Source organism: Allobacillus salarius, from assembly GCF_007559425.1.
Classification (GTDB): Bacteria; Bacillota; Bacilli; order Bacillales; family Alkalibacillaceae; genus Allobacillus; species Allobacillus salarius.
The window spans coordinates 1-786 of the sequence record NZ_VMHE01000084.1; the positions used below are offsets into that span (position 1 = coordinate 1).

Consider the following 786-nt stretch of genomic DNA (forward strand, 5'->3'; position numbering starts at 1 on the left):
AGTCCTTGTTTTCGACCAATCTTTTTGCTTCTTCTTGAAACGCTTTTACATCGAACTCATCAATAATCTTTTGTGCTTCTTGTAATGTAACGCCTGCAAAATCTCCGTACTTAACAATAAACGCATTGATTTCTTTTTCAATGCGCTTAATCATCATATTCAATATACGTTCTATTTCTTCAGCTTTAGTTTTATCACGCTTCAACTCATTCTCGATTGCTTTGCGTCCGCGTTCTTCCCAATATTCTTGAGTGTTTTTGTTAGGCAATTACAATCATTCCTTTTTATCAACAGTATCTTTTGTATCATCATCTTGTTCGTCATCATTGATGTCTCTAGGGTCTTTATAAATACCTTTTTGAGCTTTTTTAATAGATTCTTTCTCATCTTCTTCGATTTTCTTAACTTCTAATTCAGGGTCTTGGAAGAACGAGAATAGAGACATTAAAGTTGTTTGGCTAATCTTCCCGCCAGAATCAATATAAGCTTTTAATTCTTCAATCAATGATTTAGGTAAGTTTCTGTTGTATACGTATCTAACAGTATTGAAATCTTTGTTAGCGTCAATCGACCGTGTATTTTTAAGTATTGTCTCTAACAACTTAGCACGACGTCTTAACCCTTTAGTAAACAATCCTTCTTTAGTTTTAGTACGTTGTTCCAATCCAAATAATTTGTATTTCATTGCCTCGCCCGATTGAGTGCCACTAAAGTTATCATCTTTCATGTTAGGCGTGTTGGTAAACATGTGTATATCACTGTTCAAACGGTCTTTATAAGCTTCGG

General features: G+C 34.2%; 1 protein-coding gene and 1 pseudogene. Both read right to left on the bottom strand.

What is annotated here, in order from left to right:
* Window positions 1-268 (bottom strand): annotated as a pseudogene (locus tag FPQ13_RS13225) (minor capsid protein); the annotation flags it as partial.
* A gap of 6 nt (window positions 269-274) precedes the next feature.
* Window positions 275-786, bottom strand: a 512-nt coding sequence (locus FPQ13_RS13230; protein ID WP_144089749.1) for a phage portal protein, incomplete at its 5' end; no start/stop codon positions are given.